Consider the following 26,870-nt stretch of genomic DNA (forward strand, 5'->3'; position numbering starts at 1 on the left):
GCCCTTCTCCTGCCATGCTCCACCCGGCGGCGGTGGCCGCCCTCACCCGGGACAGGTGAACCTCGCGGGGGGCCGGGACGGCGGCGTCAGTGCTTCAGGACGATCTTGAGCACGATGATCAGCAGTCCCAGCAGCAGGTTGACGGTGGCGGAGAGGGCCATCTGTCCCCGGGAGGCGCCCGCGCGCACCGCCGCGGCCAGCGACCAGCCCACCTGCCCGGCCACGGCCACGCCGAGCGCCAGCCACAGGGTGCCCGGCACGTCCAGGCCCAGCAGCGGGCTGACGGCCACGGCGGCGGCGGGCGGAACGGCGGCCTTCAGGATGGGCCACTCCTCGCGGCACACCCGCAGCACGGTCCGGCGGTCCACGCTCTCCTGCGCCATGCGCGCCCCGAACAGCTGGGCGTGCACGTGCGCGAGCCAGAACACCGCCCCGGTGAGCACCAGCAGCAGCACCAGCTCCAGCCGGGGCAGCTCGCCGAGGGTGCCGGCGCCGACCACCACGGAGCCGGCGAGCATCGAGCCGTAGACGCCGCCGCTGTAGTCGGCGTGGGCCCGGCGCTCGGCCTTCCGGGCGCGGCGGGCGGTGCGGTCGGCGGTGTCCGTCATGTCGTGCCTCCGGCTCCGGCGCCGCGGTGCGGCTCTGCGGCCGGAGCGCCCTCGTCCCGCTCGGGCGGGCGGCTCTGCCGGCCGGCCGGCAGGTGCGGGGTGGCCAGGAAGCCGACGAGGGTGATCCCGCCGGTGGCCAGGACGGCCGCCTTCAGTCCGTCGAGCTGGGCCGAGGCGTACGACTCGGTGAGGGCTTCCACCTCGGCCGGGGGCAGCCCGGCGCGTTCGCCGGCCGAGCGGACCTGGTCCGTGGACACGAAGCTGACGCCGGACTCCAGGGCGATGCCGGTCTGCCTGCGGGCCTCGTCCGAGAGCCGGGGGTCGTTCTCGACCTGGGTGGTGAAGGCGTGCACCAGGGCCCCGATGAGCAGTGACCCGATGAGGGCGGTGCCCAGCGCCGAGCCGAGGTTCTGCGCGGTGAACTGGAGTCCGCCCGCCTCACTGCGCTCCTCCTCCCCCACGGCGGACTGGACGACGTTGCCCAGCTGCGAGGCGAGCAGGCCCATGCCGACGCCCAGCAGGGCCATGGCCCCGGCGAACTGGGCGTCGTCGATGGCGGGGTCGATGGTGGCGAGCAGCCACACGATCGCACCCGCCAGCGTCAGCAGGGCCAGCCGCACCACCCGCCGGGGCCCCGCCCGCCGCCCGAGCGGTGCGGCGAGCAGGGACGCCAGCAGCATGGTCACGGACACCGGCAGCAGGCGCAGCCCCGTCTCGAAGGCGTTGAAGCCCTGCACCACCTGCAGGTACAGCGGGATGGTGAAGAACAGGCCCAGCAGGATGAGGTTCTGGCTCAGGAGCATGGTCAGCCCGGACCGCAGGACGGGCCGGTGCAGCAGTGTCAGGTCCACCAGGGCGTCCCCGCCGTGCGCGGCCCGCCGCCGCTCCCAGCGGGCGAAGCCGGCCAGGACGAGCACGCCGGCGCCGATGACAAAGAGCGTCGGGGCGAAGCCCAGCACGGTGAAGGGCGGGTCGCGCGGCTGCACCCAGCCCCAGGCGGTGCTCTGCAGCACGCCCAGCACGCCCAGTCCCAGCCCGGCGGCCGAGAGCACGGCGCCCGTGCCGTCCAGCCGTGGGGGCCGTTCGGCGGGGGGCGTGCGCGGGATCGCCCGGTGCAGGCAGAGCACGGCCAGGACGACCACGACCTCCCCGGCGAACACCAGACGCCAGGTGAGGTAGGTCGTCATCCATCCGCCGAGCAGCGGGCCCACGGCGATGCCCGCGCCGGCGAGGCCGCCGATCACGGCGTAGGCGACGGCCCGGTCCCGGCCGCGGTAGGACTCGGCGACGAGGGCCGCCATGGACGGCAGGACCAGCGCGGCACCCAGCCCTTCGATGACGGACCAGCCCAGCGCCAGCACCCACAGGGTGGGGGCCACGGCGGTCAGGGCCGATCCGACGCCGTACACGGCGAGTCCGAGCAGGAACACGCGCCGCCGGCCCAGGATGTCCCCGAACCGGCCGCCGATCATCATGAAGGCGGCCATGACCAGCGCGTACAGGGTGATCACGGCCTGGATGGCCGTGACCTCGGTGTCGAAGTCCTCGACCAGCCGGCTGATGGACACGTTCATCACGGAGGTGTCCAGCACCATCAGGAACTGGGCGGTTCCGAGGACGAGCAGGGCGCGCCAGTGGCTCACGCGTCCATCACAGCGGTGGAACCGGCGGCGTGCCTCACCCCTCGCGGGGGAATCCGCGGTTCACAGCAGCCGCACCTCGCGGGCCCGGCGGACCGCCTCGGCCCGCCGGCTCACCCCGAGCTTGCGGTAGATGCTCTTGAGGTGGGTCTTCACGGTGTTCACCGACACGTTCAGGTCGGCGGCGATCTCCTCCGTCGACAGCATCTCGGCCAGGCGGTGCAGCACGTCCCGTTCCCGGGCGCTCAGCTCCTCGACGACCAGGTCCGGGGGCCGGCCGGGCGGGGCGGGTTCGACGGCCGCGGGCCGGACCGGGCCGGGCACGAGCCAGCCGCCGGCCAGTTCCCGCAGCCGGCCGGTGCGCAACAGCGGGTGGATCCAGGGACCGGCCTCCAGGAACGGGCGGCGCAGCCGGTCCCGCCGGCTGTCCAGGAGGGCGCGGGCGACGAGACGGGCGGCGGTGGCCTGGTCACCGGACTCGTAGGCCGCCTGGGCGCGCACCAGCGTGGCCCGGACCGCCACCGCCGGGCCGGGCCTGCCCTCCTCGGGCAGGTGCGCGATCAGGCCGAGCGCCTCGTCGGTGCGGCCCGCCGCGAGCCGGATCCGGGCCGCCTCGACCGCGCACGCGATGCGGTGGCGGGCCATCCGTTCCACGGCTTCCCCGGCCAGTTCCGGATGTCCCCGGGCCAGGTGGGCGGCCGAGGCGAGCAGGGCGCTGTGCTCCTGCGCCCACGGTGAGGCCACGTCCGCGGTGACGGGTTCGCCGGCCACCGCCAGCGCCGCCCGGGCGTCCCCTCGGGCCAGCAGCAGCCGGCCCCGGATCACGGCCCGCCCCGCCCGCTCCACGGGGTCCTCGGCGTATGGGTGGGAGCCGGCCTTGCCGGCGAGGAGCGCCTGGGCCTCGTCGAGTTCGTTACGGTCCAGCTGGACGGCGGCCAGGACCAGGGGCACGAGGCCGTCACCGGACCGCCGGGGCAGGCTGTAGCGCTCCGCCTGGCCGGCCGCGGCCAGGGCCTTCTGCTCCGCGCGGCCGGGCCAGCCGAGGAGGTAGTCGATCAGCGCCAGGTGGCCCAGGGCCTCCCAGCGGGGCAGCGCCATCACCGCTCCGCCCGGCTGGGAGGCGACCGCCGCCAGGGCGGACCGGGCCTCCTCGAACCGCCCGGCCCACAGGCGGGCGGAGCCCAGGTGGGTGAGGAGCAGGGCGGTGAGTTCCGGGTGCTCGTCGAGGAGCTCCGCCGGGATGTCCTCCCGCAGCAGCCGGGCCTGCTCGGCGGCGTGCTCGGCCTGTTCGGGGGAGCCGGTCAGCCGGGCCGCGAGCGCGTCCAGGAGGGCGAGGCCGAGCCGTGCCGGGGCGGGTTCCCCGCCGTCGCGGGCCAGTTCCTCCTCGGCCCGGCGCAGATGGGGCAGACCGTGGGCCAGATCGCGCCGGCCCAGGTCGCGGGCGGCGCGGACCAGGTCGGGCGCCGGGCCCCGCACCTCGGGGCCCATGTCCGCGAACAGGGCGGAGAGGTCCTCGGAGCGCAGGCCGGTGAAGAGGCGGCCGATCGCGAGGTCGTCGACGACGGCGCGGGCGGTGAAGTCCCAGTCGTCCGCCGCGGCGCCCTGGACGAGGGCCTCCCGCAGGGCTCCCGAGCGCCGCAGCCAGCGGGCGGCCCGGCCGCGCAGCTCCGGCTCCAGGCCGGGGAAGCGTTCGCGCAGATGGGCGCGGAGTATCTCGGCGAACAGCGGGTGCAGGGTGTACCAGGCGTGTCCGAGGTACTGGACGAAGGCGTTCTCGCGGTGCAGCGCGGCGAGGACGGCCTCCGCGTCGGTGCGCAGCGTCAGCGCGTTCACCAGGTCGGGGCAGAAGCGCTCCAGGACGCTGATGCGCAGCAGCAGGTCCTGGGTGTCCGGCTCCTGCCGGTCGAGCACCTCGGCCAGCAGGAAGTCGGCCACGGTGCTGCGGCCCGCCTCGAACTGCTTGACGTACGTGTCGGGATGATCGTCCTGCCGGGCGGCCAGGGCGCACAGCCGGAGGCCGGCGGCCCAGCCCTGGGTGCGCTCGACCAGGGCCCGGGCGGCGCTCACGGGCAGGTGCAGGCCGTGGCGGGTGAGCAGTTCCTGCGCCTCGTCGGTGGTGAAGGCGAGCTCGGCGTCCCGGATCTCCGTCATCTCGCCCGCGGCGCGGTAGCGGTGCAGCGGCAGCAGGGGTTCCGTGCGGGTGACCAGGACCAGGCGCAGTCCGTGCCCGGCGTGCTGCAGGACGAACTGGAGCTGCCCCGCGATCTCGGCGGAGGTCACGCGGTCGAACTCGTCGAGGACGACGACGGTGGTCCGGTCGCGGCGCTCCAGGGCGGCGGCGAGGCGGGTCAGCGTGCGCGGGTCCACGCGGCCGGCCTCCGCCGGGCAGCCGACGTCGGCGGTCACGGGCACTCCGGCGGCCCGCAGTGCCTCCAGCAGGTAGGCCCAGAAGACGCCGGGGGCCCGGTCGGCGGTGTCGGCGGTGAGCCAGACGACGGGTTCGCGCAGACCGGCGGCCCAGTCGGCGACCAGCAGGGTCTTGCCCGCGCCGGCCGAGCCGTTGACCAGGGTCAGGGGCGTGCGCAGGGCTTCGTCGAGATGGCGCACCAGCCGGGCGCGGCGCAGGAAGGTGGAGGGCCGCTTCGGCAGGGCGAAGCGGGTGCGCAGCAGCGGGTCTCCCGTGGGGCCGACACCCGGGGGCGCCGGTTCCGCACCGTTTTCGTCTGTCACGGCCATGGGCTCACCGTCGATTGCCGTCCGCCGGGTGACGAGCAGCGCTCGTTTCGCCCAGCATCTCAGCGTTCCGCCGCACACGCACGCCCAGGCAGCGGCCTCCACGAACACCCGCGGGGGTCTGCCGCGGGGGCCCTGCCGCGGGGGTCCTGCGGGGACCTCCTCGGAGGCTTGGCGCGGGTCACCTGCGGGAGCCTGCCGGGGGAACCCTCGGCGGCCTGCGGCGACCCACTCGCGGGGGCCTGCCGCCGCCCACCCGCAAAGGTCTGCGGGCCCACCCACGGGGGCCTGCCGCAGCAGACTCGCGGGTGCCTGCCGCGAGCCACCCGCAGGGGCCTGCTGCGCCCTGCCCTCGGAGGCCTGCCGCAGCCCACCCGCGAGGGCCTGCCGCGGGCCCCGTCGCGCGGCGCACAACCACCCGCCGCGGGCGATGCGCGGCTTTCGCCGCGGGGGTTGCCTGGGAGGCCACGCGCCACGGCCCCCGGCCACCCGGCCCCCACGGCCCCCCGGCGCGTACCACCTGTCCGCAGCCACCGTTCCCACGGGCCGCCCGGCACCGCCGGGGCGGCCCGGAGACAAGGGGTGTGACCATGTGCCGCTGGCTCGCCTACTCGGGCACCCCCGTGCTCCTCGACGACGTCCTCTACCGTCCGCAGCACTCGCTGATCGACCAGAGCCTGCACGCGCGGATGGGGGTGGAGACCACCAACGGCGACGGTTTCGGGGTCGGCTGGTACGCCTGGCATCTGCGCACCCCTGCCGTCATCCGCGACACCGGCCCGGCATGGAGCAACCGCAACCTGCGGGAGATCGCCGACCACGTCCGCTCGCCGCTGTTCTTCGCCCATGTGCGCGCCTCCACCGGGACGGCCGTGCAGCAGACCAACTGCCACCCCTTCCGCCACGAACGCTGGATGTGGATGCACAACGGGGCGATCACCGGGTTCTCCGCGATGCGCCGCGATCTGATGCTGGCCGTGGACCCGGAGCTGTTCCCGTCGCTGGAGGGCACGACCGACTCCGAGGTGATGTTCCACGTGGCGCTCACCTTCGGCCTCGACAGCGACCCGCCGGGCGCGGTGGCCCGGATGGTCGGGCTCGTCGAACGGCTCGGCCACGAGCACGGCGTGCCGGAACCGCTGCAGATGACGGTCGCGGTGACCGACGGCGAACGGGTGTGGTTCTTCCGGTACTCCAGCGGCGGCGATTCACGGTCGCTGTACTTCAGCAGCCGGGTGGAGGACGTGCGCGCCCTCCACCCCGACCTCGCGTTCCTCAAGCACATCTCCGACGAGACCCGCCTGGTGGTGTCCGAGCCGCTGGGCGATCTCCCCGGTGTGTGGAACGCGGTGCCGGAGAGCAGCTACGGCGTCGTCCAGCCCGGCCGGGACCTGCTGCGGCACTTCGAGCCGGAGCCCGTCTGAGTCCGCCCGGGACGCTGTCTCAGCGCAGCCGGGCGGCGAACACCTCGTACGCCTGCCGGTCGAAGAGCACGAACCTGACCCGCTCGACCGCCGTGTCCGCCGCCCGGACCGTCTCGACGGCGATGCGGGCACCGTCGTCCATGGGCCAGCCGTAGACGCCGGTGGAGACGGCGGGGAACGCGACCGTGCGGGCGCCGAGTTCGCCGGCGACGCGCAGGGACTCGCGGTAGCAGGAGGCGAGGAGGTGCGAGCGGTCCTCGGTGGTGCTGTGGACGGGGCCGACGGTGTGGATGACCCAGCGGGCGTCGAGGTCGCCGGCGGTGGTGGCGACGGCCTGGCCCGTCGGCAGGCCCTTGCCGTACCGGGAGGCGCGCAGCTTGCGGCACTCCTCCAGGATCGCCGGGCCGCCGCGCCGGTGGATCGCGCCGTCGACCCCTCCCCCGCCCAGCAGCGAGGAGTTGGCCGCGTTGACGATCGCGTCGACGCTCTCGTGGGTGATGTCGCCCTGGACCGCTTCGATGATGGTCACGTCTGCCTCAGTCGCTTCCAGACGGCCTTGGCCGCGTTGTGTCCGGACATGCCGTGCACGCCGGGGCCCGGCGGGGTCGCCGAGGAGCAGATGAAGATCGCCGGGTGGGGCGTGTGGTACGGGAAGAGCGTGAGCTTCGGGCGGAGCAGGAGCTGCAGGCCGGAGGCCGCGCCCGTGGCGATGTCACCGCCGACGTAGTTGGCGTTGCGGGCGGCGAGTTCGGGCGGTCCTGCCGTGGCACGGGCCAGGACGCGGTCGCGGAACCCCGGCGCGAAGCGCTCCAGTTGACGCTCCACGGCGTCGGTGAGGTCGCCCGTCCAGCCGTGCGGGACGTGTCCGTAGGCCCAGAAGACGTGCTTGCCCTCGGGGGCGCGGGTCGGGTCGACGACGCTCGGCTGGGTCGTGATGAGGAACGGCCGGTCGGGGGCCCTGCCCTCGCGGGACGCCGCGCGCAGGGCCGCCCCGATCTCCGCGCTGTCCGCGCCGATCTGCACCGTGCCGGCGGCGCGGGCCTCCTTCGCGGTCCACGGCACGGGCCCGTCCAGCGCGTAGTCGATCTTGAACACGCCCGGTCCGTAGCGGTAGCCGGCGTAGTGGCTGCCGAAGCCGGCGATGCGGGCCAGGGCGGTGGGCGAGGTGTCGAAGACGTAGGCCCGGGCGGGTGGCAGGTCGTCCAGGCGCTTGACCTCGTAGTCGGTGTGGACCTCGCCGCCGAGGTCGCGCAGGTGGGCTTCGAGGGCGTCGGAGAGCGCCTGGGAACCGCCCCGGGCGAGCGGCCAGCCACGCGCGTGCGCCGCGAGCGCGAAGACCAGGCCGACGGCGCCGGTGGCGAACCCGCCGAGCGGTGCCATGACATGGCCGACGAGCCCGGCGAACAGCGCCCGGGCCGGTTCGTCGCGGAAGCGGCGCATCAGCAGGGTCGCCGGGGGCAGGCCGGCGAGCCCGAAGCGGGCGAGGGTCACCGGGTCGCGGGGCAGCGCCGTGAGCGGCAGGGACATGAAGTCCCGCACGAGCCTGTCCCACCGGGGCAGGAAGGGCTCGACCAGCCTGCGGTAGGCACCGGCGTCACGGGGTCCGAAGGAGGCGGCGGTCTCGCCGACCGACCGGGACAGCACGGCCGCCGTGCCGTCCGGGAAGGGGTGGGCCATGGGCAGCTCGGCGTGGAGCCACTCCAGGCCGTACCGCTCCAGCGGCAGGGCACGGAACGCCGGGGAGTTGACGGCGAGGGGGTGGGCCGCGGCACACGGGTCGTGCCGGAAGCCGGGCAGCGTGAGCTCCTCCGTGCGGGCTCCGCCGCCCACGGTGCCCCTGGCCTCGAAGACGGCGACGGAGAAGCCGCGCCGGGCCAGCTCCACCGCCGCGGTCAGTCCGTTCGGTCCCGCACCCACTACGACGGCATCGAGCATCGACGGCACCTTCGGACCCCTTCGTCAGCCGACGGCCACTGGGGGATCAGGATATGCCCGGGGACTGACAGTCACCGGCCGCGGGGGACATCCGCTCGGGACGACCGGTTTGCGACGGTGACCGCCCCCGCACGCACACGCACGGTCATCGTCTGTGCGCACCACGCAACCCGTCCGCCGTCATCCGCCGCCCGCCAGCAGGGCCGCGATCCGGCGGGCCGTGGCCGCGTCCCGGGCCGCCGTGAACGGCAGGGCGTTGCCGCCCGTGATGCGGAACGGCTCACCGGTCAGGGTCAGATGGGCGCCGCCCGCCTCCTCGACGAGGAGCAGACCGGCCGCGTGGTCCCAGGCCGCCTCCCAGGAGAAGGCGATGGCGTCGGACTCGCCGCGGGCGATGGCGAGGTACTCCAGGCCGGCCGAGCCGCACGAGCGCGGCGCGACGCCCTCGGTGCGCAGGCCGAGCAGGGCGTGCTTCTGCTCGTCCGTCGTGTAGTCCGGGTGGGAGGTGGCCACGCGCAGGTCGCGGCCGGGCTCGGGGACGCCGGCGAACAGCCGCTCCCCGTCGAGGTGGGCGCCCTTGCCCCGCTGGGCGGTGGCGAGCCGGTCGCGGGCCGGGGCGTAGGTCCAGGAGGCGAGGACAGTGCCGCCGAGGGCGAGCGCGACCAGGGTGCAGAATCCGGCCTCGCCGCGCACGAACTGCCGTGTGCCGTCGACCGGGTCGATGATCCAGACCGGGGCCCCGCCGCGTATCGCCTCGTAGGAGGCCGGGTTGGCGTGCACCGCCTCCTCGCCGACCACGACCGAGCCGGGCAGCAGGGCGACCAGCTCCTCGGTCAGGTACAGCTCGGCCTTGCGGTCGGCGTCGGTCACCAGGTCGTGCGGCCCGGTCTTCTGGTCGATCTCGTGCGCGGCGAGGCGGCGCCAGCGCGGCAGGATCTCCGTGGAGGCCGCCTTGCGGATGGCCTCTTCGACGTCGGAGGCGTGCTGGACGAGAAACTCTTCGATGGTTTCGTTGCTGTCGATCACCCCTCCACTACAACACGCGCCGCTGACAATCCCCACCCGCCGGGTGCACCCCGGGTGGCCTCACGGTGAACTCGGCCGTGCGCAGGGGCGCGGTCACCGGCCCACGGCGTACCCCTGCATGCCGCGCGGGTTGGCGGCCGCCGACAGCACGCCCGTCTCCGGGTCGCGGGCGACCGCACAGAGCCGGCCCTCCGACCAGGGGGCGCCCACGGTCACCTCGTGGCCGCGCCGCCGCAGCTCCGCGACGACGGCCGGATCGGTGCGGGCCTCCACGGTCACGCTGCCGGGGCGCATGCCGCGCGGGTGGAAGGAGCCGGGGAAGCCGTCGTTGTGCCAGTTCGTGGCGTCGATCGCGCCCTGCAGATCGAGCCCGCCGCGGACCTGGGGGCGCAGCGCCAGGGCCAGGAGGAAGTGCAGCTGCCACTGGTCCTGCTGGTCTCCGCCGGGTGTGCCGAACGCCAGGACGGGCACGCCGTCGCGCAGGGCGATCGACGGGGACAGGGTGGTGCGGGGGCGGCGGCCGGGGGTGAGGGTGCTCGGCAGGCCCTCCTCCAGCCAGGTCATCTGCAGCCGGGTGCCGAGCGGGAAGCCGAGTTCGGGCACGACGGGGTTGGACTGGAGCCAGCCGCCGCTGGGCGTGGCCGCGACCATGGTGCCCCAGCGGTCGACGACGTCGAGGTGACAGGTGTCTCCCCGGGTGCTGCCGTCGGGCAGGATCTCCGGTTCGCCGGGCACGGGCGAGGTGGGGAGCTTCGCGACGGTGGGCTCGCCGGCGCCGAGCGCGGCGAAGCCGTCCCGGGCGGCGGCCACGCGCGCGTGCGCGCTCAGACGCGGGGTGCGCCCGCCGGGGCCGCCGGGCCGCAGGTCGTGCTCGGCCCGCTCGCCGACGAGGGCGCGGCGGGCCGTGTTGTACGCGGTGGACAGCAGGTCGTCGAGCGGCACGTCGGCCGCGTCCCCGTACCAGGCCTCCCGGTCCGCCATGGCGAGCTTGCAGTTCTCGATCAGCAGGTGGACGTACTCGCCCGAGCCGTACGGGGGCAGCTCGGGCGGGAGCAGGGCGAGCTGCTGCAGCAGGACGGGGCCCTGGCTCCAGGGGCCGGGCTTGCAGACGGTCCAGCCGTTCCAGTCGTAGGTCGCCGGTGTCTCCCAGGTCGCGGACCAGGCGGCGAGGTCTGCGGCGGTGAGGGTGCCGGTGTGGTGGGTGCCGCTGGTGTCGAGGGTGGGGCGGGCGGCCTGCCGGACGAGCGCCTCGGCGATGAAGCCGGTGCGCCAGACCTGCCGCGCCGCGTCGATCCGTGCCTCGCGGTCGCCGGCTCCGGCGGTCTCGGCGAGCAGCCGCTTCCAGGTGGCCGCGAGCGCGGGGTTGCGGAACAGCTCGCCGGGGCGCGGCGCCTTGCCGCCGGGCAGGTAGACGTCCGCCGAGGAGGTCCATTCGCTCTTGAACAGCTCCCGCACGGTCTCGACGGTCTGGCCGACGCGCTCCACGGGCGGATGACCGTGCTGGGCGTAGCCGATGGCGTACTTCAGGACGTCGTCGAGGCTCTTGGTGCCGTGGTCGCGCAGCAGCAGCATCCAGGCGTCGAAGGCGCCGGGCACGGCGGCGGCGAGCGGTCCGGTGCCGGGGACGAGGTCCAGGCCGAGGCCTCGGTAGTGCGCGACGCTCGCCCCGGCGGGCGCGACGCCCTGCCCGCACACCACCCGCGCCTCCCCGCCGGGCGGGGCGTACAGGATCGGCACCTCACCGGCCGGGCCGTTGAGGTGGGGTTCGACGACATGCAGCACGAACCCGCCCGCGACAGCCGCGTCACAGGCGTTGCCACCGTCCTCCAGCACGGCCATCGCCGCCTGGGAGGCCAGCCAGTGGGTGGAGGAGACCATGCCGAAGGTGCCCTGGAGGGTCGGGCGGGACGTGAACACGCGACTCGTCACCTCTCGTCGTCGTACGGCACTCGTCCCCTCTCCTGTCGCGGCCCCGACAAAACATGGGCCTCACGGGGGTGCGCAAATCCCCCACGGGCCATGCAAACACCCGGAATCGCGAGGGTCCGTGGTGAGGCACCGTCACCGCCTGGCCACGCAGCGAGTTCGCCCTTCCGCACCACAGGGACTCGTGTGACACTGTCGTCCCGTCCGCCGTGCGGACCCGTTCCGCACCGTCCGTCCCCCACGAGAAGGGCGCCGTGCGTTCTCTACCCCTGCCTCTCGCCCTGACCGCGCGCCTGTCCCCGGTGGCCGTGCTCGCCGCGGCGGGCTGGGCGCTGTCGTCCGGTCCGCTCGCCGCGCCGACGGCCGCCGAGCCCAGGCCGGCCGAGGAGAAGACCGAGACCCAGTCCGCCTCCGCCCCCTCGACGTCGACGGTGTCGAAGACGTACGGGGCGGCGCCCGCGCCGTGCGAGAGCGTGGCCAAGAAGACGATCGAGTCGCTGGTGCCGGGCGCCAAAACGGCCGGCAAGGAGATCCCCTCCACGGACGCGAAGCTGCGCCGGACCTGCTCCTGGAACGCGCTCAAGGGCTACGACTACCGCTGGCTCGACGTGTCCTACGAGGTGCTGGCCTCGGACGAGGCGGCCGAGAAGTCGTACCGGGAGCAGCTGGAGCGCAGGAGCGGCGGCGGGGCCGTCCCCGGGCTCGGGGACAGCGCGTACTCCGTCGTGAACCTCACCACCGAGGACAAGCAGCAGACCCGTGAGGGCGTCGTGGTCGCCCGCGCGTCCAACGCGCTGGTGACGATCACCTACAACGGCAGCGACTTCGAGTCGAAGAAGGCGCCCGACACGGACACCATCAACAAGGGTGCCATCAAGGCCGCGAAGGAAGCGGTGGCCGCGCTGGAGAGCGAGAAGGGCTGAACGCCCTCCGGCGCGGCGGTCCTCACCCCGCTCGGCGGGCCCCGCGGCCGCGCACCGCCATCAGCAGCAGGTACAGCACCATCGACGTGCCCAGGCCCACGGCCCAGCCGTAGTCGGCCAGATCGGCGAGTGCCGGGATGGGACGGCCGTCGACGAGCGGTTTGAAACTGGCGCCGCCGACGGCGAGGACGCCCCCGGCCGCGAAGGCGACGACGGCCCGCCAGTTCCAGCCGCCCTCGTACCAGTAGCGGCCGCCCGGGCGGTACAGGTCGGCGAGGTCGAGCTTCGAGCGGCGCAGGATCCAGTAGTCGGCGATGAGGATGCCCGCGACGGTGCCGAGCAGACCGCCGACCAGGCCGAGCCAGGTGAAGATGTAGCCCTGCGGGTCGGAGTACAGCTTCCACGGGAAGATCAGCACGCCGAGGACGCAGGTCGCGAGGGCGCCGGCGCGGAAACTGATGCGGCGGGGCGCGATGTTGGAGAAGTCGAACGCCGGGGAGACCAGGTTGGCGGCGACGTTGACGGACAGGGTCGCGACCAGGACGGTGACCAGCGCGAAGAGCAGGCCGACCGTGTTGTCGGTCTTCGCCGCGAGCTGGACCGGGTCCCAGATGGCCTCGCCGTAGACGGCCTGGCTGCCGGAGGTGACCATCACCGACAGGAACGCGAAGAGCGTCATGGTGGTGGGCAGGCCGAGGGCCTGGCCCCAGGTCTGGGCCTTCTGGCTCCTGCCGTAGCGGGTGAAGTCGGGGATGTTCAGCGACAGCGTGGACCAGAAGCCGATCATGCCCATGAGGGCGGGGGCGAACAGCGTCCAGAAGTCGGCGCCCCAGCCGAGCTTCGAGGGCTGGTCCAGCAGCGGTCCGAAGCCGCCCGCCTTGTCGCTCATCCACCACAGCATCACGAACGCGCCGACGAGCACGAAGGGCGCCGCCCAGTTCTCGAAGCGGCGGATGGTCTCCATGCCCCGGTAGATGATGACGACTTGCAGGGCCCAGAAGATCGCGAACGACAGCCACATGGTCCAGGCGTAGCCGCCGACCTTCGCGGCGTCCGTCCAGCCGCTGCCGATCAGCTTCCCGGCCAGGAAGTAGATGGCCTCGCCGCCGATCCAGGTCTGGATGCCGAACCAGCCGCAGGCCACCAACGCCCGTACGACGGCGGGCAGGTTGGCGCCGCGGATGCCGAAGGAGGCGCGCGCGAAGACGGGGAAGGGTATGCCGTACTTCGGCCCGGCGTGCCCGGTGAGCAGCATGGGTATCAGCACGATCACGTTGGCGAGGGCGATGGTGAACACCGCCTGCTTCCAGTCCATGCCGACGGCGATGAGCCCGGAGGCCAGGGTCCAGGAGGCGGTGTTGTGGGCCATGCCGACCCACAGCGCGGAGAAGTTGTACGTGGTCCAGGTGCGCTTTTCGACGGGGACCGGCAGCAGGTCCTCGTTGGCGTAGGGACCGCTCGGTGCCGGGGCGCCGGGGGCGATCTCCACCCGGCCGTCGGCGAGGGTGACTTGGGTGGTGGGTGGTGTGGCCGTGGGAGCGGTATCGGTCATGGGCCGGGCCAATCGGGAGGCGGGACGGGAATGGCCGTGCGGGTGATGCCGATGGGGGGTGCGCCCGGGGGCGTCCTGCTCCCCCTTCCCGGGCCGGGGGAAGGGGGAGAGCAAGGGGGTTCGGGGAGGCGTCAGCCGTTGACGGCCGGGATCACCCGGGAACCGTAGGCGTCGATCACGGCCTCCTGCGCGTCGTGCATGTCGTACACGGCGAACTGGTCCACGCCGAGCGCGCGCAGGGCGTTCAGCTTCTCGATGTGCCGCTCGACCGGGCCGATCAGGCAGAACCGGTCCACGATCTCGTCGGGCACGAACCGGGTGTCCGGGTTGCCGGCCCGGCCGTGGTGGGAGTAGTCGTAGCCCTCGCGGGACTTGATGTAGTCGGTGAGTTCGTCGGGGACGGCGGCCGAGTGCTCGCCGTACTTGGAGACCAGGTCGGCCACGTGGTTGCCGACCATGCCGCCGAACCAGCGGCACTGCTCGCGCGCGTGCGCCAGCGCCCCCGGAGAGTCGTCCTCGGTGACGTAGGCGGGGGCGGCCACGCAGACGGTCACCTGCGACGGGTCGCGTCCGGCAGCGACGGCCGCGTCCTTCACGGCCTTGACCATGTACTCGGTCAGATAGAGGTCGGCCAACTGGAGGATGAAACCGTCCGCCTCCTCGCCGGCCATCTTCAGCGCCTTGGGACCGTACGCGGCCATCCAGACGGGCAGTTCGGCGCCCGGCTTGATCCACGGGAACCGGACGACGCTGCCGCCGCCGAGGTCGGCCTCGCGGCCGCTGCCGAGGTCCCGGATGACCCGCATGGCGTCGCTGATCCGGGCCAGGGTGTTGGGCTTGCGGCCGGCCACGCGCATCGCGGAGTCGCCCCGGCCGATGCCGCAGACGGTCCGGTTGCCGAACATGTCGTTGAGGGTGGCGAAGGTGGAGGCGGTCACCTCCCAGGTGCGGGTGCCCGGGTTGGTGACCATCGGCCCGACCTTCAGTTTCGTGGTGTTGGCCAGGATCTGGCTGTAGATCACGAACGGCTCCTGCCACAGCACGGCGGAGTCGAAGGTCCAGCCGTGGGTGAAACCGTTGCGTTCCGCGCGCTTCATGAGGCTGATCACCCGCGAGGCCGGCGGGTCGGTCTGCAGGACGAGTCCGAAGTCCATCCGCACCACTCCTAGTTGAGGTACTGACAGGTGGAACGCGGGGTGAAGACGCCGTGTCCGGCGTGTCCGGTGTACTCCCGCTCGGTGACGACGGGGACGCCGCGCGAGAGCACCGTCTCGACCCGGCCGGTGACCCGCCTGCCCTCGTACGCCGAGTAGTCGACGTTCATGTGGTGGGTCTCGGCCGAGAGGACCTGCTCGGCGTGCGGGTCGTAGATCACGACGTCGGCGTCGGCGCCCGGGGCGATGGTGCCCTTCTTCGGGTACAGGCCGAACATGCGGGCCGGGGTGGCACACGCGATCTCGATCCAGCGGCGGCGGCTGATGTGCCCGTCGACGACGGCCTGGTGGAGCAGGTCCATCCGGTTCTCCACGCCCGGCAGGCCGTTGGGGATCTTGGAGAAGTCGCCGCGGCCGAGGTCCTTCTGGCCGGTGAAGCAGAAGGGGCAGTGGTCGGTGGAGACCACCTGGAGGTCGTTCGTGCGCAGTCCCTGCCAGAGCTTGGCCTGGTGCTCGCGCGGCCGCAGGGGCGTGCTGCACACGTACTTGGCGCCCTCGAAGTCCGGCTCGGCGAGGTTGTCGGTGGACAGGAACAGGTACTGCGGGCAGGTCTCGCCGAAGACGGGCAGTCCCTCGTCGCGGGCGCGGGCCAGTTCGGCGACGGCCTCCATCGCCGAGACGTGCACGACGTAGAGGGGTGCGCCGGCGACCTGGGCGAGCCGGATGGCCCGGTGGGTGGCCTCGGCCTCCAGCAGGGCCTTGCGGACCTCGCCGTGGTAGCGCGGGTCGGTCTCGCCCCGGGCCAGGGCCTGTTCGACCAGGACGTCGATGGCGATGCCGTTCTCGGCGTGCATCATGATCAGGCCGCCGTTGTCGGCGGAGCGCTGCATGGCGCGCAGGATCTGGCCGTCGTCGCTGTAGAAGACGCCCGGGTAGGCCATGAACTGCTTGAAGGAGGTGACGCCCTCCTCGACCAGCAGGTCCATCTCCTTGAGGGTGTCCTCGTTGACGTCGGAGACGATCATGTGGAAGCCGTAGTCGATCGCGCAGTTGCCCTCGGCCTTGGCGTGCCAGGCGTCGAGGCCCTCGCGCAGGCCGTGTCCGACGCTCTGCACGGCGAAGTCGATGATCGTCGTGGTGCCGCCCCAGGCGGCGGCGCGGGTGCCGGTCTCGAAGGTGTCGGAGGCGAAGGTGCCGCCGAAGGGCAGCTCCATGTGGGTGTGGGCGTCGACGCCGCCGGGGATGACGTACTTTCCGGTGGCGTCGATCGTGCGGTCGGCGGTGAGGACTCCGGGCGCGGCCAGGGCGGCGATGCGGCCGTCCTCGATCAGGACGTCGGCGTGGACTTCGTCGGAAGCCGTGATGACTAGACCGCCGTGGATCAGTGTTCGGGTCATCGGGCGCTCCTCACTGTGGGTGCGTGCGGGTTCGTCGTGGCTGGTCGCGCGCACGCGGCGGCAGCCGCATGTCGAATACAGCCCCGCGCCCCTAGGGGGCCGTCAGCGGACCGTAGGCTCCAGGCGCGCGGTCCCGGTAGAACTGCCAGCGGTCGCGGACCTCGCGGAGTTTGGCCAGGTCCAGGTCGCGGACGACCAGCTCGGGCTCCTTGTCGCTCGCCACCTCGCCGACGAACTGGGCCTCCGGGTCCACGAAGTACGAGGTGCCGTAGAAGTCGTTGTCGCCGTACTCCTCGACGCCGACCCGGTTGATCGCGCCGACGAAGTACTCGTTGGCCACGGCCGCAGCCGGCTGTTCCAGCTGCCAGAGGTAGCCGGACAGGCCCCGGGAGGTGGCCGACGGGTTGAAGACGATCTCGGCGCCCGCGAGGCCGAGGGCGCGCCAGCCCTCGGGGAAGTGGCGGTCGTAGCAGATGTAGACGCCGACCTTGCCGACGGCGGTGTCGAAGACGGGCCAGCCGGAGTTGCCGGGGCGGAAGTAGAACTTCTCCCAGAAGCCCCGCACCTGGGGGATGTGGGTCTTGCGGTACTTGCCGAGGTAGGAGCCGTCCGCATCGATGACGGCGGCGGTGTTGTAGAGGACGCCGGGCTGCTCCTCCTCGTACATCGGCAGCACCAGCACGAGGCGCAGTTCCCTCGCGAGGGCCTGGAAGCGGCGGACGATCGGGCCCTCGGGGATCTGCTCGGCGTACTCGTAGAAGGCCGGGTCCTGCACCTGGCAGAAGTACGGGCCGTAGAACAGCTCCTGGAAGCAGAGGACTTGGGCGCCCTGGGCGGCGGCGTCGCGGGCCGCCTGCTCGTGGGCCTGGATCATCGATTCCTTGTCGCCGGTCCAGGCGGTCTGGAAGACGGCGGCACGGATCACTCGGCTCATCGGGACCTCCGGTCGCTCGGTGTGCCGTGAGCCTAGGAAGCCGGGACGTCGTCGTTGAGTTGCACCGTGTCACGTCCCGGGGCGTGCGGCGTGTCACCGTGTCACTCTCGTACGGGCTCATGTTTCACCGCCGTTTTCCCAGGTGGTTGCGTGTTTCACTGCTGTTGCGCGTCGTGCGCGAGGAGCGCGATGTGCACCGAGGCGGCCTGCTCGAAGTCGTCGAGGTCCACCCCGAGGCGGACCTGTATCGCCTCCAGACGGCGGTAGAGGGCCGGCCGGGAGACGTGGTGGAGCTGGGCGGTGCGGGACTTGTTGCGCCCGGTGGCGAGGTAGGTGCGCAGCACGGACAGCAGGTCCTCGTCCGCCTCGTACAGCAGCCCGTCCAGCTCCCGCTCCGCGAAGGACTGCACGTGCGGGTCGTCGCGCAGGAGGCGGATCAGGCCGCGCAGGTGGACGTCCTTCAGGCGGACGACAGGAGGCAGGTCGAGGGCGGCGGAGGAGTCGGTCACCGCGTCCGCCACGTGCTGGGCCTCCCGCAGGCCGGTGGGTACGTCGTCCCAGGCGGCCCGGGCGCCGGCCGCCGCGACGACCGTGCGGTCCGTGCCCGACTCGGTGCGCAGCCGGGTCGCGAAGCGCGCGGTGAGCGCGTCCGCATCCTGGTCGCGGGCGAAGCTGAGCAGCACGGCGGTGGCGCCGTCGGCCAGTTCGGCCGCCAGTCCGGACAGGCCGAGCAGCCGCAGCAGCCGTTCCAGCCGGACGGGGTCGCCGTCGCGGACGACCAGCGGCACGAACGTCCGCCGGTTGACGGGCAGCCCGGCCGCCCGCGCCCGGGGCAGCAGCTGCCGCGCGGGTACGACACCGCTGACGAGGTCGGTGAGCAGGCTCTGCGCGGACTGCTCCTCCCAGGAGCACGCGGCAGCGCCGGCGAGCATCCGGTGCAGCACGAGGGCCTCGGCGGCACGGTCGGCCAGCAGCCGCCCGGTGGCGGTGTCGCCGCGGTAGCCGCACAGCACGATCCGGCCCCAGCGCTCCCCGCGCCCGCCGAGCTCGGCCCGGACCCAGCCGTCGCCCTCGGTGCCCCCGGCCTGCCGGGCGATGCGCTCCCAGTCGCGCAGCACGTCGTCGACCGCGGGCCGCTCCCCCGCCGTGCCGAGGACGCGGTGGGCGAGGTTGGTGACGACGACCGGGCAGGCGCTGTGCCGCGCGACCTCGTCGAGCAGGCGCTGCAGCGGGGCGCCCGCGGTGATGAGGGCCGTCAGCTCGGTGCGCACGGCCTCGGAGAGGCTGACGGCGGCGAACTTGCGCCGCACCAGCCGGGACTGCACCTCCTCGGTCAGTTCGGCGAACGGGAAGGGCCGGTGCAGGACGACCATCGGCAGCCCGCACCGCTCGGCGGCCCGGCGCATCACGTCCGGCGGGGAGGGAAAGGCCCGGCCGAGTCCGAGGACGACCGCCGCCGCCTCGGCGCGGTGCAGCGAGCGGACGTACTCGGCCTGCTTGTCCTCGTCGCCGGCGAGCAGCACCCCGGTGGTGAGGACCATCTCGCCGCCGCTGAGCATGACGCCTACGTCGGCGGCCTCGGCGACGTGCACCCAGCGCACGGGCCGGTCGAGGTGGCTCGCCCCGGCCACCACCTCGGGCTCCCCGGCGAGCACCCGCTCCAGGGTGAGGACCTGCCGGACGGACAGGGCCGGTTCGAGGGAGTCCGAGGTGAGGGTCATGTGACGGTTCCCTTGTTCAGTCCACCGCTAGGGGATGCTCCTCAGAGCGTCTTCGAGGATCGCGGCGCCCTCCTCGGCCTCCGCGACGTTGAGGGACAGCGGCGGGGCGACCCGCAGCGAACTGGTGTTGTGGCCGCCGCCCTTGCCGATCAGCAGGCCGCCCGCGCGAGCCGCCTCCAGGACGGCCGCCGCGGTCGCCGGGTCGGCCTCGTCGGTGCCGGGCCGGGTGATCTCGATGCCGATCATCAGGCCGCGGCCGCGGACCTCCCGCACGGCCGGGACGTGCGCGGCGGCGGCCCGCAGCCGCTCGATGAGCAGGCCGCCGACGCGCCGGGCGTTGCCCTGGAGGTCGTGTTCCAGCAGGTAGTTGAGGTTGGCGAGGCCCGCCGCCATGGTGATCTGGGTGCCGCCGAAGGTGGAGATGCTGTTGGAGTCGAGGCAGTTCATGATCTCGGAGCGGGCGACGACCCCGCCGATGGACATGCCGTTGCCGATGCCCTTGGCGAAGGTCACGATGTCCGGCGGCCCGTGCCGGCCGTGGGCCTGCCAGCCCCAGAAGTGCTCGCCGGTGCGGCCCCAGCCGGTCTGCACCTCGTCGGCGATCCACAGGATGCCGCGCTCGTGCAGCACCTCGCGGAAGGCGGCGTAGAGGCCGTCCGGCGGTGAGGTGAAGCCGCCGACGCCCTGGATGGGCTCGGCGATCAGCGCGGCGGGCGGGCGGGTGTGGCCGAGCAGGTCGACCAGGTCGTCCACGCAGGCGGCGATGAAGTCGCCGTCGCTCAGGGCGGCGTAGGGCCCGCGGGTGCGGACACCGCCGTGCACGTACAGCGTCTGCAGCGGGGACAGCGAGGTCGGGGACCAGCCGCGGTTGCCGGTGATGCCGACGGAGCTGAAGGAGCGGCCGTGGTAGCTGTTGCGCATGGCCAGGACGGTGTTGCTGCGCCGGTACGTCGTGGCGAGCAGCAGGGCGGTGTCGTTGGCCTCGGTCCCGGAGGTGGTGAAGAAGACCCGGGCGTCCGGGATGCCGCTCAACTGGGCGATGCGCTCGGCGAGTTCGACCATGGGGCGGTTGAGGTAGAGGGTCGAGGAGTGGATGATCCGCCCGGCCTGCTCGCTCACCGCCTTGGTCACCTCGGGCAGCGCGTGCGCGGTCATGGTGGTGAGGATGCCGCCGAAGAAGTCGAGGTAGCGGTTGCCCTCGGCGTCCCAGACGTGGCGGCCCTCGCCGTGGGTGATCTCGATCGGCTCCTCGTAGTAGAGGGCGAGCCAGTCGGGGAACACGGCCCGGTGCCGGCCCAGCAGGTCGTGGGTCACGGCCGCACCAGCCCTTCGTAGGCGTCGGGGCGGCGGTCGCGGTAGAAGGCCCACGTCTGCCGCACCTCCTCGATCAGACCGAGGTCGATGTCCCGGACCACGAGCTCCTCCTTGCTGTCGCTGGCGACGTCCCCCACGAACTGGCCGCGCGGGTCGACGAAGTAGCTCGTGCCGTAGAAGTCGTTGTCGCCGTACTCCTCCTGGCCGACGCGGTTGATCGCGGCGATGTAGTACCCGTTGGCGACGGCCGCCGCCGGCTGCTCCAGCCGCCACAGGTGGGAGGAGAGACTGCGGTGGGTGGCGGAGGGGTTGTAGACCAGCTGGGCCCCGGCCAGGCCGAGCTCCCGCCAGCCCTCCGGGAAGTGGCGGTCGTAGCAGATGTAGACGCCGACCTTGCCGACGGCGGTGTCGAAGACGGGCCAGCCGAGGTTGCCGGGCTTGAAGTAGTACTTCTCGCGGAAGCCCTTCAGCTGGGGGATGTGGTGCTTGCGGTACTTGCCGAGGTAGCTGCCGTCGGAGTCGATCACGGCCGCGGTGTTGTAGTAGAAGCCGGGCTGCTCCTCCTCGAACACCGGCGCGACGATCACCATGCCGGTCTCGCGTGCGAGGGCCCGCATCCGCCGGACCGTGGGTCCGTCCGGGACGGGCTCGGCCCAGCGGTAGTGCTCCGGCTCCTCGACCTGACAGAAGTAGGGGCTGTTGAACACTTCCTGGAACCCGATGATCTTCGCGCCCCGGCGGGCCGCCTCGCGGGCGTGCTCCTCGTGTTTCGCCACCATGGACTCGGTGTCGCCGGTCCAGGTGGCCTGGACCAGAGCGGCACGTACGACGTTGGCCATGAGCTGCTCCTTCGACGCGACGTCTGCGCCTCTACGCCCGTAGAAGCGGGCCGTAGAGCCACGAACGTAAGCCTCCCGCCCGGGCTTGCCAAGACCATCGTCGCCAACCCGCGGGGCATCGCGCGATTCGCACTCCTGTGGGTGAGTCGCCTGGGCCACGGCGTGGCCGGTCAGGCGGGGTGCCCGGCGACGCGCAGGGCGTGCACGAGGTCCCAGCGGCGCTCGTCGGACACGCCGGCGGCGGCCTCCAGCAGGAGCGGTACGAGGCGCTGCGGGTCGGGCTCGGCACTGCGGGCGGCCTCCTCGGGGGTACGGGCCGTGACGTAGGCGTCGAGCAGCACGCGCACCTCACGGCGGCGTCCTCCGTCGGCCAGCGCGAGGACGGCCCGGCCGATCTCGCCCGGCGGGCGGGCGACGCCCTGCCTCAGCATCTGCCGTCCGTCGCCGGCGCGCCCCGCCGCGGCCAGGGCGTCGGCGGCGGCGACCAGCTGCCCGGCGGGCAGTGCGGCGGCCTCCCAGAGCAGGGTCTGCCAGTCGGCGTCCAGCCCGGCGCGGTGCAGCCGCTCGGCGAGCAGCGGGAACCGGGCCGGTCCCCAGGAGGCGGCCTCGACCAGCAGGGCGTGCGCCTCCCCGCTGCGCCCCTCGGCCCGCAGCCGCGCCAGCGTCTCGACGACCCTGGCGACCTCGTCCCGGTCGGCGTCCCCGGCGACTGCGGTCCCCTCCCCCACCGGGCGCTCCTCGACCGCCTCCTCGGCGGCCCCGGCGAAGCGGGCGCCCCGGGGCGTACGGCCGCCGGCCGACGCGACGGGCGCGGGCAGACCCGGCACGACGGCGGACACCACACCGGGCACGACGTCCTCCTCCTCGACGGCCCCGGCGAACCGGGCCCCACCCCGCCGCCGCTTACGCACTTTCCCGACACCGCCCTGCGGACCACTCACCGCCTGGGAGGGACTGGCCGCGGAAGGAGAACCCGGAGCGGGGTCGGGGGCGGCCGGGCTGGGGCTGGGGGCGGCGAAGCGGGCGGGGGCGGCTGGGGCGGCGAAGGCGGCCGGGGCAGCGAGAGGGGTGGAGGCATTCACGCCGCCCGCGGCGGCTTGCCGCGGTTCGGTCCGGCTCGCCGGGTGCGGGGCCCCACGGCCGGCCTCGTGGGCGCCGGCGCCGTATGGAGCCGGGGCCGCGGTCCTGCCGCCACCACGGCCCTGCCCGGCCTCACCCGCGCCGTACCCGGACGCGACCCCGGGCCGGGGCCCGGCCACCGTCCCGCCACCGCCCCCACGGCCCTGCCCGACCCCGTCGGCGTCGTGCGGGGCGGTCGTCTCGGCCCACTGCCCCGTGGGGGACCGCGGGGCGCTTCGGTGTGTGTGGGTCATTCGGGCCCGTAGTTCCGCGCATCGTGCCGTCGCGCGGGCGTGGTCGTCGTGGGCCCAGGCCAGGTCGCGGCGGAGGGCGTCCGCCTGCTCGCGTGTGGCGGCCGAGGTCAGCTGGCGGGCGAGGGCGGCCTGGCGTTCCGCGGCGTACTTCTGTTCGCGGAGCATGACGTCGAGGCGGTCGGCGAGGGCCTCACGGCCGCCCGGCCGGCCGTCGTACGCGGCGAGCGCGGCGGTGTGCAGGAAGCGGGCGTGCTCGGTCTCGGGGCCCACGCCCCCCGGCCCGTACTGCTCGGCGAGGTCGCGCAGCAGGGACTCCACCACGTCCCAGGGCGGCAGCTCACGCCCGTCGAGACAGGCCCGCATGCCCTCCGGGTCCCGCTGCCAGAACACCGCGCACCACCCGCCGGACGGGTCGAGGCGCGCCAGGAGACCGTCCAGGTAGTTCGCGAACTCCCGCACCTCGGCCGGGAGTTGGTCCGCCGTCATCGCTCAACTCCCGATAGACCGGAGCACTCCGCCCCGTAGGCAACACCAATCGTGTTACGGCGGTGCTACGGGGAGTTTTCACCCGCGGAGCGGGCGCCTCCGGGGGCCGGTCAGAGCGGTACGAGAACGCACTGCCCGGCCAGGTCGTCCATCGACAGCCCGAGCGCGCCGGCCAGCGCGGCCACCGTGAAGAACGCCGGGGTCGGGGCCCGCCCGGTCTCGATCTTCCGGAGGGTCTCCGCGGAGATGCCCGCGCTCGCCGCGACCTCGGCCATGCTCCGGTCGCCACGCGCCTCACGCAGCAGCTTGCCCAGCCGCTCGCCGCGTTCGCGCTCTTCGGGGGTGAGAGGGGTGCGCACCATGACCCCATTCTAATACCGGTATAGTAATTGGCATGGTGGAGCTGAAGACGGACACATCGATCGACGCCATGTACGAGGCGGGCCAGGTCGTCGCCCGCGCGCTGACGGCCGCACGCGAGGCCGCCGACGTGGGCGTCTCCCTGCTGGAACTCGACGAGGTCGCACACGACGTACTGCGCGAGGCGGGGGCGAGTTCCCCCTTCCTCGGCTACCGGCCGTCCTTCGCGCCGACCCCGTTCCCGGCCGTCCTGTGCGTCTCGGTCAACGACGCGATCGTGCACGGCATCCCGACCCGCTACCGCCTGCGCGACGGCGACCTGGTGTCCATCGACTTCGGTGCCGAACTGGGCGGCTGGGTCGGCGACTCCGCGCTCAGCTTCGTCGTCGGCCGCCCCCGCCCGGGCGATCTGCGGCTGATCGAGACGGCCGAGCGGGCGCTCGCGGCCGGCATCGAGGCGGCCGTCGTCGGCAACCGCATCGGCGACATCGCCCACGCGATCGGCACGGTCTGCCGCACCGCCGGCTACGGCATCCCCGACGGCTTCGGCGGCCACGGCATCGGCCGCCGGATGCACGAGGACCCCGGCGTGCCGAACGAGGGGCGGCCCGGACGCGGCATGCGGCTGCGGCACGGCATGGTGCTGGCGATCGAGCCCATGGTCGTCGCGGGCGGCACGGACGACTACCACGCGGCCCCCGACGGCTGGACCCTGAAGACCAACGACGGCTCCCGCGCGGCCCACGCCGAGCACACGGTGGCGATCACGGACGCGGGCCCGAGGATCCTGACCGCGCGCTGACACCGCCCGAACAACCTCATATGTCCCGAAGGTGCCCCTCGTCGGCGATCGTGCGAAGGTGTTCTACGAGCGCGCCTCAGGTGTAACGGGCTGCCACCCGGGTTACCCGACCCCGGCACGTCGACCAGCGAGGGCGTCCCCCGCCCGGGCGCCGGGGACGCCGGGAACGGAAGGCCCATGAGCAGCGGCTACAGCAGCCCGGAGGGCTACGGCTCGGACCCCTTCGGAGAATTCCTCGCACGCTTCTTCGGCGGACCGCGCCCCGGTCCCCGGCAGATCGATCTCGGCCGGCTGCTCAGCCAGCCGGCCCGGGAGCTCGTCCGCGGCGCCGCCCAGTACGCCGCCGAGCACGGCAGCCGGGATCTCGACACGCAACACCTGCTGCGGGCGGCTCTCTCGACCGAACCGACCCGGACCCTGCTCAGCAAGGCCGGCGCCAACCCGGACTCGCTGGCCTCCCAGATCGACGAACGCTCGGGCCCGGCCCAGCACACCCCGGACGACGCGCCGCCGCCGACCGCGCTCTCCCTCACCCCGGCCGCCAAGCGCGCCCTGCTCGACGCGCACGACATGGCCCGGGCCCGCGGCTACGGCTACATCGGCCCGGAGCACGTGCTCAGCGCCCTGGCCTCCAACCCCGACTCGGCCGCCGGGCACATCCTCAACGCGGCACGCTTCGCGCCCTCCAGCCCGCCCGAGGCGCCCGAGGCACCCCAGGCCGAGCGGCCGCGCGCGACGAACACGCCGACTCTCGACAAGTACGGCCGCGACCTCACCGACCTCGCCCGGCAGGGCCGGATCGACCCGGTGATCGGCCGGGACGAGGAGATCGAGCAGACCGTCGAGGTCCTCTCCCGGCGCGGCAAGAACAACCCCGTGCTGATCGGTGACGCGGGCGTCGGCAAGACCGCCATCGTGGAGGGCCTGGCCCAGCGCATCTCCGAGGGGGACGTGCCCGACGTGCTGATCGGACGCCGGGTGATCGCCCTGGACCTGACGGGCGTGGTCGCGGGCACCCGCTACCGGGGTGACTTCGAGGAGCGGATGAACAACATCGTCGGGGAGATCCGCGCCCACTCCGAGCAGCTGATCATCTTCATCGACGAGCTGCACACGGTCGTGGGCGCCGGTGCCGGGGGCGGCGACGGCAGCTCCATGGACGCGGGCAACATCCTCAAGCCCGCCCTCGCCCGGGGCGAGCTGCACATCGTGGGCGCCACGACGCTGGAGGAGTACCGCCGGATCGAGAAGGACGCGGCGCTGGCCCGCCGTTTCCAGCCGATCATGGTGCCGGAGCCCACTCCCGCCGACGCGATCGAGATCCTGCGCGGTCTGCAGGACCGCTACGAGGCCCACCACCAGGTCCGCTACACCGACGAGGCCCTGGTCGCGGCCGTGGAGCTGTCCGACCGCTACCTCACCGACCGCCGTCTGCCCGACAAGGCGATCGACCTGATCGACCAGGCCGGTGCGCGGGTGCGGCTGCGGGCGCGGACCAAGGGCACGGACGTGCGGGCCCTGGAGCGGGAGCTGGAGCAGCTGATCCGGGACAAGGACCAGGCGGTCGCGGACGAGCAGTACGAGCAGGCCACGCAGTTGCGCGACCGGATCCTGGACGTGAAGCAGCGGATCACCGAGGCCGGCGGTGACGGCGAGGTCGACGAGGGCCAGGACCTGGTGGTCGGTGCGGAGGCGATCGCCGAGGTGGTGTCCCGGCAGACGGGCATCCCGGTCAGCAGCCTCACGCAGGAGGAGAAGGACCGCCTGCTGGGCCTGGAGGAGCATCTGCACGAGCGGGTCGTCGGCCAGGACGAGGCCGTCCGGGTCGTCGCCGACGCGGTCCTGCGCTCCCGCGCGGGGCTCGCGGCCCCCGACCGCCCGATCGGCAGCTTCCTCTTCCTGGGCCCGACGGGCGTCGGCAAGACCGAGCTGGCCCGGGCCCTGGCGGAGGCCCTGTTCGGCAGCGAGGACCGCATGGTCCGCCTCGACATGAGCGAGTACCAGGAGCGCCACACCGTCAGCCGCCTGGTCGGCGCCCCGCCCGGCTACGTCGGCCACGAGGAGGCGGGCCAGCTCACCGAGGTCGTCCGCCGCCACCCGTACTCGCTGCTGCTGCTGGACGAGGTGGAGAAGGCCCATCCGGATGTCTTCAACATCCTGCTCCAGGTCCTCGACGACGGCCGCCTCACCGACTCCCAGGGCCGCACGGTCGACTTCACCAACACGGTCATCGTCATGACCAGCAACCTCGGCTCCGAGGCGATCACCCGCCGCGGCGGGTCCGTGGGCTTCGCCTCGGGCGGCGCCGACGCGGACGAGGAGGCCCGCCGCGAGCAGATCCTGCGCCCGCTGCGCGAGCACTTCCGCCCGGAGTTCCTCAACCGCATCGACGAGATCGTCGTCTTCCGGCAGCTCACCACGGAACAGCTGCGCCGGATCACCGAGCTCCTGCTGGAGCGCACCCGCGCCCTCGTCCGGGGCAAGGGCGTCACGGTCGACTTCACCGACCGCGCGGTGGAATGGCTCGCCGACCACGGCTACCAGCCGGAGTACGGCGCCCGCCCCCTGCGCCGCACCATCCAGCGCGAGGTGGACAACGAACTGTCACGCCTGCTGCTGGACGGCAGGGTCGCGGAGGGCGGCCGGGTGACCGTGGACGTGCAGGACGGTCGTCTCGCGTTCAGTACCGCCCCCCGTTAGGGGCGCGGGGAACTGCGCGGCCA

20 protein-coding genes are annotated in these 26,870 nt (G+C 73.5%); 4 read left to right on the top strand and 16 right to left on the bottom strand.

All coding sequences use genetic code 11. The annotated features are described in order from the left end of the window. Window positions 1-86: 86 nt before the first annotated feature. The 3 genes from CHR28_RS25560 to CHR28_RS25570 are packed head-to-tail and all read right to left on the bottom strand — an operon-like array spanning window position 87 to window position 4,984. Complete coding sequence (locus CHR28_RS25560; protein WP_094056032.1) at window positions 87-608, bottom strand: hypothetical protein; 522 nt, start codon at window positions 606-608, stop codon at window positions 87-89. After that, a complete protein-coding gene (locus CHR28_RS25565) occupies window positions 605-2,251 on the bottom strand; it encodes an MFS transporter (RefSeq protein ID WP_094056033.1) in 1,647 nt (548 codons plus the stop codon). Before CHR28_RS25565 ends, CHR28_RS25560 begins: the two co-directional genes overlap by 4 nt. 60 nt (window positions 2,252-2,311) lie before the next feature. Further along, a complete protein-coding gene (locus CHR28_RS25570; protein WP_094056034.1) occupies window positions 2,312-4,984 on the bottom strand; it encodes a LuxR C-terminal-related transcriptional regulator in 2,673 nt (890 codons plus the stop codon). Between the two features lie 587 nt (window positions 4,985-5,571). Between CHR28_RS25570 and CHR28_RS25575 the strand changes: the two genes are divergently transcribed. Continuing rightward, a complete protein-coding gene (locus CHR28_RS25575) occupies window positions 5,572-6,405 on the top strand; it encodes a class II glutamine amidotransferase (protein WP_094056093.1) in 834 nt (277 codons plus the stop codon). Between the two features lie 19 nt (window positions 6,406-6,424). Here the strand turns inward: CHR28_RS25575 and CHR28_RS25580 are convergent, their stop codons facing one another. The 4 genes from CHR28_RS25580 to CHR28_RS25595 form a co-directional block, all read right to left on the bottom strand. Next, window positions 6,425-6,934, bottom strand: a complete 510-nt coding sequence (locus tag CHR28_RS25580; protein ID WP_094056035.1) for an O-acetyl-ADP-ribose deacetylase — start codon at window positions 6,932-6,934, stop codon at window positions 6,425-6,427. Then, window positions 6,931-8,340 (bottom strand): phytoene desaturase family protein, encoded by a 1,410-nt coding sequence (locus tag CHR28_RS25585; protein WP_094056036.1) that lies wholly within the window; start codon window positions 8,338-8,340, stop codon window positions 6,931-6,933. Before CHR28_RS25585 ends, CHR28_RS25580 begins: the two co-directional genes overlap by 4 nt. 180 nt (window positions 8,341-8,520) lie before the next feature. After that, the gene (locus CHR28_RS25590) at window positions 8,521-9,366 is read right to left on the bottom strand and encodes an inositol monophosphatase family protein (protein WP_094056037.1); all 846 of its coding nucleotides are present in this window, start codon (window positions 9,364-9,366) and stop codon (window positions 8,521-8,523) included. 93 nt (window positions 9,367-9,459) lie between these two features. Beyond that, window positions 9,460-11,283, bottom strand: a complete 1,824-nt coding sequence (locus CHR28_RS25595) for a gamma-glutamyltransferase family protein (protein ID WP_094056038.1) — start codon at window positions 11,281-11,283, stop codon at window positions 9,460-9,462. Window positions 11,284-11,546: 263 nt separating this feature from the next. On the opposite strand from CHR28_RS25595, the gene CHR28_RS25600 reads away from it, so the two are divergent. Then, window positions 11,547-12,215: a hypothetical protein gene (locus CHR28_RS25600; protein ID WP_094056094.1), complete on the top strand. Its 669-nt coding sequence runs from the start codon at window positions 11,547-11,549 to the stop codon at window positions 12,213-12,215. 22 nt (window positions 12,216-12,237) lie between these two features. Here the strand turns inward: CHR28_RS25600 and CHR28_RS25605 are convergent, their stop codons facing one another. The 9 genes from CHR28_RS25605 to CHR28_RS25645 form a co-directional block, all read right to left on the bottom strand. Then, complete coding sequence (locus CHR28_RS25605) at window positions 12,238-13,767, bottom strand: NCS1 family nucleobase:cation symporter-1 (protein ID WP_094056039.1); 1,530 nt, start codon at window positions 13,765-13,767, stop codon at window positions 12,238-12,240. A gap of 131 nt (window positions 13,768-13,898) precedes the next feature. Then, complete coding sequence (locus CHR28_RS25610; RefSeq protein WP_094056040.1) at window positions 13,899-14,921, bottom strand: TIGR03842 family LLM class F420-dependent oxidoreductase; 1,023 nt, start codon at window positions 14,919-14,921, stop codon at window positions 13,899-13,901. Window positions 14,922-14,932: 11 nt separating this feature from the next. Continuing rightward, window positions 14,933-16,318, bottom strand: coding sequence for a dihydropyrimidinase (gene hydA / locus CHR28_RS25615; protein ID WP_094056041.1), 1,386 nt, complete (start codon window positions 16,316-16,318; stop codon window positions 14,933-14,935). 91 nt (window positions 16,319-16,409) lie between these two features. Continuing rightward, complete coding sequence (locus CHR28_RS25620; RefSeq protein WP_094056042.1) at window positions 16,410-17,252, bottom strand: nitrilase-related carbon-nitrogen hydrolase; 843 nt, start codon at window positions 17,250-17,252, stop codon at window positions 16,410-16,412. A 155-nt stretch (window positions 17,253-17,407) separates the two neighbouring features. Beyond that, the gene (locus CHR28_RS25625; protein ID WP_094056043.1) at window positions 17,408-18,973 is read right to left on the bottom strand and encodes a PucR family transcriptional regulator; all 1,566 of its coding nucleotides are present in this window, start codon (window positions 18,971-18,973) and stop codon (window positions 17,408-17,410) included. Window positions 18,974-19,000: 27 nt separating this feature from the next. Beyond that, on the bottom strand, window positions 19,001-20,287 hold the full coding sequence (locus CHR28_RS25630; RefSeq protein ID WP_094056044.1) for an aspartate aminotransferase family protein: 1,287 nt from the start codon (window positions 20,285-20,287) through the stop codon (window positions 19,001-19,003). Further along, window positions 20,284-21,126 carry a nitrilase-related carbon-nitrogen hydrolase gene (locus CHR28_RS25635; RefSeq protein ID WP_094056045.1) on the bottom strand — a complete coding sequence of 281 codons (843 nt, stop codon included), beginning with the start codon at window positions 21,124-21,126 and terminating at the stop codon, window positions 20,284-20,286. The genes CHR28_RS25630 and CHR28_RS25635 overlap by 4 nt, the downstream gene beginning before the upstream one ends. 170 nt (window positions 21,127-21,296) lie before the next feature. Next, a complete protein-coding gene (locus tag CHR28_RS25640) occupies window positions 21,297-22,985 on the bottom strand; it encodes a hypothetical protein (protein ID WP_094056046.1) in 1,689 nt (562 codons plus the stop codon). A gap of 110 nt (window positions 22,986-23,095) precedes the next feature. Beyond that, window positions 23,096-23,347 carry a helix-turn-helix domain-containing protein gene (locus tag CHR28_RS25645; RefSeq protein ID WP_094056047.1) on the bottom strand — a complete coding sequence of 84 codons (252 nt, stop codon included), beginning with the start codon at window positions 23,345-23,347 and terminating at the stop codon, window positions 23,096-23,098. A 32-nt stretch (window positions 23,348-23,379) separates the two neighbouring features. Here CHR28_RS25645 and map point away from each other — a divergent pair, with 32 nt between their 5' ends. Then, complete coding sequence (gene map / locus CHR28_RS25650; RefSeq protein ID WP_094056048.1) at window positions 23,380-24,147, top strand: type I methionyl aminopeptidase; 768 nt, start codon at window positions 23,380-23,382, stop codon at window positions 24,145-24,147. Between the two features lie 177 nt (window positions 24,148-24,324). Beyond that, window positions 24,325-26,847: an ATP-dependent Clp protease ATP-binding subunit gene (locus tag CHR28_RS25655; RefSeq protein ID WP_094056049.1), complete on the top strand. Its 2,523-nt coding sequence runs from the start codon at window positions 24,325-24,327 to the stop codon at window positions 26,845-26,847. The last annotated feature ends 23 nt before the right edge of the window (window positions 26,848-26,870 follow it).

Source organism: Streptomyces sp. XY006 (genome assembly GCF_002237655.1).
Classification (GTDB): domain Bacteria; phylum Actinomycetota; class Actinomycetes; order Streptomycetales; family Streptomycetaceae; genus Streptomyces; species Streptomyces levis.

Excerpts from the sequence above, each read along its gene's own strand:
- CHR28_RS25560 (WP_094056032.1), bottom strand. The coding sequence starts at position 608 with ATGACGGACACCGCCGACCGCACCGCCCGCCGCGCCCGGAAGGCCGAG.
- CHR28_RS25570 (WP_094056034.1), bottom strand. The coding sequence starts at position 4,984 with ATGGCCGTGACAGACGAAAACGGTGCGGAACCGGCGCCCCCGGGTGTC.
- CHR28_RS25575 (WP_094056093.1), top strand. The coding sequence starts at position 5,572 with ATGTGCCGCTGGCTCGCCTACTCGGGCACCCCCGTGCTCCTCGACGAC.
- CHR28_RS25585 (WP_094056036.1), bottom strand. The coding sequence starts at position 8,340 with ATGCTCGATGCCGTCGTAGTGGGTGCGGGACCGAACGGACTGACCGCG.
- CHR28_RS25605 (WP_094056039.1), bottom strand. The coding sequence starts at position 13,767 with ATGACCGATACCGCTCCCACGGCCACACCACCCACCACCCAAGTCACC.
- CHR28_RS25610 (WP_094056040.1), bottom strand. The coding sequence starts at position 14,921 with ATGGACTTCGGACTCGTCCTGCAGACCGACCCGCCGGCCTCGCGGGTG.
- hydA (WP_094056041.1), bottom strand. The coding sequence starts at position 16,318 with ATGACCCGAACACTGATCCACGGCGGTCTAGTCATCACGGCTTCCGAC.
- CHR28_RS25620 (WP_094056042.1), bottom strand. The coding sequence starts at position 17,252 with ATGAGCCGAGTGATCCGTGCCGCCGTCTTCCAGACCGCCTGGACCGGC.
- CHR28_RS25625 (WP_094056043.1), bottom strand. The coding sequence starts at position 18,973 with ATGACCCTCACCTCGGACTCCCTCGAACCGGCCCTGTCCGTCCGGCAG.
- CHR28_RS25635 (WP_094056045.1), bottom strand. The coding sequence starts at position 21,126 with ATGGCCAACGTCGTACGTGCCGCTCTGGTCCAGGCCACCTGGACCGGC.
- CHR28_RS25640 (WP_094056046.1), bottom strand. The coding sequence starts at position 22,985 with ATGACGGCGGACCAACTCCCGGCCGAGGTGCGGGAGTTCGCGAACTAC.
- CHR28_RS25645 (WP_094056047.1), bottom strand. The coding sequence starts at position 23,347 with ATGGTGCGCACCCCTCTCACCCCCGAAGAGCGCGAACGCGGCGAGCGG.
- map (WP_094056048.1), top strand. The coding sequence starts at position 23,380 with ATGGTGGAGCTGAAGACGGACACATCGATCGACGCCATGTACGAGGCG.
- CHR28_RS25655 (WP_094056049.1), top strand. The coding sequence starts at position 24,325 with ATGAGCAGCGGCTACAGCAGCCCGGAGGGCTACGGCTCGGACCCCTTC.